Consider the following 6,316-nt stretch of genomic DNA (forward strand, 5'->3'; position numbering starts at 1 on the left):
ATAATTTTAATAATCATAAAGCCGACAGCGCATGCGTTGTCGGCTTTATCTGTATTATCAAGCTTATATAAGTAAAATTAACAAAAAAACCTAAGTAAAATCCTAGATTGTGAGAAGGGATAATGGCGATATAATGACAGTCAAATGAATTATATTTATAAAATATTATATTAATTAAATTAAGAAGGTGAGGTTTTTTCATGGATCAAGGAATATTTAAAACCTTTAAGAGAGTTCTGGTCGCAGGCCTGGCAGGAGTGTTAATTTTTGCAGGCGGAGCGTTCGGCTCATATGTGGCAAGCGATACTATTACGGCTTTTTTCAAAAAGAGCGCTCCACGAACTGAAACAACTACACTACCGAAAGCAGAAGAAAAAACGCCATCAAAAACTAACACAAAAAATGTTTATAACGGAAATCCTATAGTTGACATTGCCAAAAGAAGCTCAAGTGCAGTTGTTAACATTGATGTTGAGACAATGGTAAAACAAAGAAGAGTCGCCTCTCCCTTTAGTGGTGATCCATTTTTTGAAGAGTTTTTTGGAGAAGGTTTTTTGAGAGAAAATCAGGAGAGAATGGTTCCTAGAAAAGGCAAAGGTTCTGGTTTTATAGTATCAAAAGAGGGATATATTCTTACAAATAACCACGTAGTTGAAGGAGCTGACAAGGTAAAGGTTACTCTTCTTGACGGACGCTCCTTTAATGCAAAAAAAATAGGACAAGATCCGACATTTGATTTGGCAGTAATTAAAATTGAAGCAAAAGATCTCCCTGTACTTCCTTTGGGAGATTCAGATTTAACAGAAGTGGGAGAATGGGTTGTTGCCATAGGCAATCCGTTGGGATTTGAAAACTCTGTAACAGCTGGAGTAATCTCTGCTAAAAACAGAACCCTCCAAGCTCCGGATATTAATTTTCAAGGATTTATGCAGACAGACGCAGCTATAAACCCTGGTAACAGCGGTGGTCCTCTTATAGATCTTAATGGGGATGTGGTCGGAATAAATACTGCTATAGTTCCTTATGCCCAAGGTATTGGTTTCGCGGTTCCAATAAATATGGCCAAGCAAATAATGGAAGATCTTATTAGACATGGCGAAGTGCGTCGTGGCTGGTTGGGAGTAACAGTCCAACCTCTATCAGCTTCACTTGTTGAATCATATAAAATTCCGGTAAAAGAAGGGTCCATAATTGCTGATATACAAAAAGGTTCTCCTGCACAAAAATATGGTCTTGCGCGGGGAGACGTAATTGTATCCATCGGAGGAGAAAAAGTTAAAAATAGTCAGGATGTAGTTTTCTTTGTACGCAACAAACTCTCCGGAGACAAAGTGGTTTTTGAAGTATATAGATCTGGTAAAAAGAAAACCATAGAAGTTGTACTGGGAGATATAGCAGGATCCAAAGCCTCAGAAATTTCTGGAAAACAGACACAACCTAATTCGACTTTACCTAATAAAGCAACGAAAATGGGGATAACTGTTGTTGAAAACAACGAAGAACTTTCAGAGCGCTACAAAACAAAAGAAACAGAAGGATTAGTCGTAATTGAAGTTACACCGGGTTCACCAGGGCATCAACTAGGTCTTCGGCAGGGAGATGTTATCCTTGAAGTAAATAGAAGGAAAATGACGTCAGTAAATGAATGGAAGAGAGCAATGGATGAGAAGAATAAAGCCTTAGGGCTATTAATTTCAAGAGGTGGACAGACTCTTTTTATCTCGGTTGAAATGTAAGATAAAAATAAAATGTTATAAGATACAGAATATATAAAAAGGAGATAAACTACCGTTTATCTCCTTTTTATATATGATAAAATTATAGTAGTCTTATCATTAGCTAGGCATGGTCAGAGGGGGAATTAAAATGACAGAAGTTAAAAAAAGAGACAACGGCGAAATTTCGCACGAATATTTAGGTAATGGAGAAGTAGATCCAAAACAAGAGTTAGAAGATCTGAAAAATGAAATTAGAGCTTTGAAAGAGCATATTGAGGGAAATGCTGTAAAAAAACTTGATTTTGATAAATTAAAAGAAAAGCTCGGTAGTGGTTCTGATTACGTATTAAACGCGATAAGACCTATCATTGAAAAGTATGAAAATCCTAGTAGGCAAATGGCGGAAAAGGTTGAGACAAAAGTAGCCGAGAATCCTTTTCTTTCTCTAGTAGTTGCTTTTGGTGCAGGAATAGTAATCGGGTCACTTTTGAATTTTTGCGGTAAACATATATCAAACGATTAATATAATTCAATTCACGTTAAATGAGGTGTTTAGTTGGGTATAATATCTAATATTATCATTAGTTTTATGGAGCTTTTGGAGGCAGAAGGTAGAGTAGCTAAGCACAATGCTAAGCAAATGATAAGAAGTTTTTTGTTCTTGTACTTCGGAGCGTTTTTTATTTTTTTAGGCACGTTAGTTGTTTTTTTATTGTTGTACGGTTATTTAAAACAGAATTATGGAGATGTTGTTGCAGGTTCTGCAATAGCCATTTCTCTTCTTATAGTAGGCTTTCTTTTAATGCTTAAAGGGTTCCCCAAAAAAAACAAGAGAAATAAACAGTCGGCGAAAAACAATGAGCTTTAGAACGTCTAGAAATAACGATGATATAGTTTTGAGAGACGCTAAAACAAAGTTTATTTCTGCTATGGAGCAGTTGGAACCTAAAAAAATAATTGGAAGAAACCCTGCTGTGTCTATTTTGAGTATAGTATTTGTTTTAGGTTTGACATATAAAATTTCAAGAAGACGGGTATTTAAGCTGTTGCCAATGGGAGCGATACTAACGTCTCTTTTTGCTAAACAGAAGTAATAAAAAACCCCTTGCTATGCAAGGGGTTAATTTTTCTTTGGAGGCGGCACCCCGATTCGAACGGGGGATAGAGGATTTGCAATCCACTGCCTTAGCCACTTGGCTATGCCGCCACGTGGGAAAGTATAACAATCTATCATAGGAGTGTCAAGACTATAAGGCTGTACAGAATAGTTTAAGTTGTGCAAAACTCCTCATGCGTTATAATAGGAAAATATTTTTATTTTTTATACAGAAAAATTAAAAATATTATTAAATGACATAAAAGCAAAGGTAGAGGAATTTGATGAAGATATTTGCAATCAATCCCGGCGCAACTAGCACAAAGATTGCGCTATATGATGGTGTTGTTGAATTGTGGACAGAGTGTATAACGCACACACGAGAAGAATTGCAACAGTTTAAACGGCCTGAAGATGAAGAAGATCTGAGATATCAAGCTGTTAAAACTGAGTTAAAAAAAAGAAATATTAATATGACAGAACTCGACGCACTTGTAGGCAGAGGTGGACTATTACATGCCTTGTCAGGCGGTGCTTGGATTATAAATGAAGCCATGATTGAAGATTTAAAATCTGCGAGATATGGATCTCACTCTTCTAATCTGGGAGCAGTTTTAGCACAAAGAATTGCTAAAGAAGCCGGAAATAAACCAGCTTACATTATAGACCCGGTATGTGTAGACGAAATGCTTCCAATTGCTCGGATTAGTGGTATGCCTAATATGCCGCGCAGAGCCATTTTTCACGCTTTGAACCAGCGTGCTGTGGCATATAGAGTTGCACGTCAAATGAACAAAAAAATGAGAGAATGTAAATTTATAATAGCCCATATGGGTGGCGGTGTTACGGTTGGGGCTCACTATTTAGGAAGGGTAATTGATGTAAACAATGCATTGGGTGGCTACGGCCCAATGACACCGGAAAGAGCTGGAACAGTACATGCAATGGACTTGATAGAAAAGTGTTTTTCAGGTAAATATACTGAGACAGAAATGAGAAGAAAGATTATAGGCGATGCCGGCTTATTCGCTCATTTGGGAAGCACAGATTTTAAATATATTTCAGAGAAATGTGCTTCAGGAGATCCAAAATTCAGATTAATTGTAGAGGCTTTTGCATATCAAGTTGCATGTGAAATAGGGAATAGATCTATGGCTATGAAGGGTGAAGTTGATGCTATCATTTTGACTGGTGGCCTGGCTTATGGCAATTATCTCTGCAAGTTGATAGAAGATAGGGTATCATGGTTAGCCAAAGTCATAGTTTCTCCGGGAGAAGACGAACAGAGAGCTCTCTGTGAAGGAGTATATAGAGTTATTTCCGGGCAGGAAGAGGCAAAGGTATATGAAAAAGAATGAATCATTTGAAAACAATATCAATATAGCAAGCAGCATAGACTGGAAACATGTTATTTCTGTTACAGGAGCTTTGGGTTCTGGTAAAACAGAATTTACAATAAGCCTTGCCCGCACCTTGGCCACTGGCAACAGAGATGTAGTTTTGGCAGATATGGATATAATTAACCCATATTTTTGCCTCAGAACCTTATCTCAATTTTCTAAACAAGAAAAGTTATCGCTGCTTCTCCCTCCAGGAGAAACAAAATGGGGGGACATGAGCTTTATAAATCCCAATATAAGAACAAAAATTTATGATAAAAATTCTCAACTAATTTTAGACGTAGGCGGAGATTCTCAAGGTGCTTTGGCACTAAAACAATTTGAGAGGGAAATAACATCCGAAGGGTACGATCTTATCTTTGTCATAAACCCATATAGGACTCATACGAGGAAGTTAAATGAGCTTTCAGAAATGAGAGCCCAGCTAGAAGAAATTTGTGGACTTGAGGTAACAGCAGTTGTTGCAAATCCGCATTTTATGGAAAAAACAACAGCCGAAGAGTCAGCAAAAGGTATAACAACAGTACTGTCTTTTGCCGACGAAATGAACATACCTATGCTATTTGGTATTGCAGAAAATTCAATATTTTCCGAAGTAAGGAAATATTTGCCAAAGGAAATATTGCTTTGGTCATTAGAAAGAGAAATATTGTTCCCTTGGGAAGAAAAGGAACATATATAAAGGAAAGAGGTGCTTAAGTTGGCAAAAGGCAGAGTTGAAATTCTTGAGGAATATTGCAAGAGCTGTTCTCTTTGCATAGAAGCATGTCCAAAAAATGTGCTTGCAATTTCAGAAACTATTAATCCAAAAGGCTATAGGCCAGTTACAGATGTAAACTCAGAAGATTGTATCGGGTGCGGAATGTGTGCTATGAGATGTCCCGAAGCAGCCATAAAAGTATTCAAAGAAAAATAAATTATCGGGAGGTAATCCAAACATGGGCAGAGTATTAATGAAGGGGACAGAAGCAATTGCTGAAGCCGCAATCCAAGCAGGCTGCAAGCATTTTTTTGGCTACCCCATAACACCTCAAAATGAGATTCCAGAATATATGTCAAAGAGACTTTTTGAAGTTGGAGGTGTGTACCTTCAAGCGGAAAGTGAAGTGGCAGCATCAAATATGATATTGGGTGGGGGTTCAACAGGTGAGCCTGTAATGACGAGTTCTTCAAGCCCCGGAGTTTCACTTATGGCTGAAGCTATAAGCTACATGGCCGGGCAGGAGACCCCGGTTGTGATTGTAAACGTAATGCGGGCAGGTCCGGGATTGGGCGGGATTCTTCCGGCACAAGGAGATTATAGCCAAGCAACCGGTGGAATGGCACACGGAGATTTTAAACTTATAGTATTAGCTCCCTCTACAGTACAGGAATCTGTAGACATGATGCAAAAAGCATTTAATTTGGCTCAAAAATATAGAAACCCGGTAGTCATGATTTGTGACGGAGTTATAGGCCAGATAATGGAAGCCGTTGAGATCCCCGAAGGGAACCCAGAAAATTTATCAAATCCTGTTGATTGGGCTTGTGGTTATATGAAGGAGAGGGGCAAAAGAACTATTTTACATAGTTTAATTCTCGATCCTGAAGAGTTAGAGAGCCATAACAAGCATCTTGAGGCAAAATGGAAACGTATTAAAGAAAAAGAAACGGATTGTGAAACATATAAAACAGAAGATGCAGAGGTTGTAATATCCGCATTTGGAACGGTAGCCCGTATCGCAAGAAGTGTCGTAGATAAGCTTCGTGCAGAAGGTTTTAAAGTAGGGCTTATTCGTCCTCTGTTGGTGAGTCCCTTCCCAGAAAAAGAGTTTGAAGGGTTAATTTCTACATGTAAACATATACTTGACGTTGAGATGAACTGGGGACAGATGAAGAAGGACGTCGAATCTGCTGTAAAATACAGGATTCCCGTAAGTTTCTTTGGTCATACCGGAGGAATCTGTCCCACTGTCAGCGAAATAGAACGAGAAGTTCGAAAAATATTTACGGAATTGGGATAGAGAGGGAAAAATAATGTCGGAAAAAATAGTATATGAAAGACCCAAAAGTTGGGTTAAAGATGTTCACACACACTACTGTCCCGGGTGTACACACGGAAT

At 38.2% G+C, this 6,316-nt stretch carries 8 protein-coding genes and 1 tRNA gene; 8 read left to right on the forward strand and 1 reads right to left on the reverse strand.

What is annotated here, in order from left to right:
• Nucleotides 1-200 precede the first annotated feature (200 nt).
• From GXZ13_06560 to GXZ13_06575, 4 genes are all read left to right on the forward strand, one after another.
• On the forward strand, nt 201-1,736 hold the full coding sequence (locus GXZ13_06560; protein NLX75475.1) for a Do family serine endopeptidase: 1,536 nt from the start codon (nt 201-203) through the stop codon (nt 1,734-1,736).
• Nucleotides 1,737-1,866: 130 nt separating this feature from the next.
• Nucleotides 1,867-2,241, forward strand: a complete 375-nt coding sequence (locus GXZ13_06565; protein NLX75476.1) for a hypothetical protein — start codon at nt 1,867-1,869, stop codon at nt 2,239-2,241.
• 33 nt (nt 2,242-2,274) lie between these two features.
• On the forward strand, nt 2,275-2,586 hold the full coding sequence (locus GXZ13_06570) for a hypothetical protein (protein ID NLX75477.1): 312 nt from the start codon (nt 2,275-2,277) through the stop codon (nt 2,584-2,586).
• On the forward strand, nt 2,576-2,812 hold the full coding sequence (locus GXZ13_06575; GenBank protein ID NLX75478.1) for a hypothetical protein: 237 nt from the start codon (nt 2,576-2,578) through the stop codon (nt 2,810-2,812). The genes GXZ13_06570 and GXZ13_06575 overlap by 11 nt, the downstream gene beginning before the upstream one ends.
• A gap of 38 nt (nt 2,813-2,850) precedes the next feature.
• On the opposite strand, the gene GXZ13_06580 is transcribed toward GXZ13_06575, so the two are convergent.
• Nucleotides 2,851-2,925 (reverse strand) — tRNA-Cys (locus GXZ13_06580).
• Nucleotides 2,926-3,098: 173 nt separating this feature from the next.
• Here GXZ13_06580 and buk point away from each other — a divergent pair.
• From buk to vorB, 4 genes are read left to right on the forward strand one after another with little or no spacing between them, the layout of a single operon-like run.
• Nucleotides 3,099-4,172, forward strand: coding sequence for a butyrate kinase (gene buk, locus GXZ13_06585; GenBank protein ID NLX75479.1), 1,074 nt, complete (start codon nt 3,099-3,101; stop codon nt 4,170-4,172).
• Complete coding sequence (locus tag GXZ13_06590; GenBank protein ID NLX75480.1) at nt 4,159-4,896, forward strand: hypothetical protein; 738 nt, start codon at nt 4,159-4,161, stop codon at nt 4,894-4,896. Before buk ends, GXZ13_06590 begins: the two co-directional genes overlap by 14 nt.
• 18 nt (nt 4,897-4,914) lie before the next feature.
• Complete coding sequence (locus GXZ13_06595; GenBank protein NLX75481.1) at nt 4,915-5,130, forward strand: 4Fe-4S binding protein; 216 nt, start codon at nt 4,915-4,917, stop codon at nt 5,128-5,130.
• Nucleotides 5,131-5,152: 22 nt separating this feature from the next.
• Nucleotides 5,153-6,217 (forward strand): 3-methyl-2-oxobutanoate dehydrogenase subunit VorB, encoded by a 1,065-nt coding sequence (vorB, locus tag GXZ13_06600; protein ID NLX75482.1) that lies wholly within the window; start codon nt 5,153-5,155, stop codon nt 6,215-6,217.
• Nucleotides 6,218-6,316 lie beyond the last annotated feature (99 nt).

Source organism: Synergistaceae bacterium, assembly GCA_012728235.1.
Lineage (GTDB): Bacteria > Synergistota > Synergistia > Synergistales > Synergistaceae > JAAYFL01.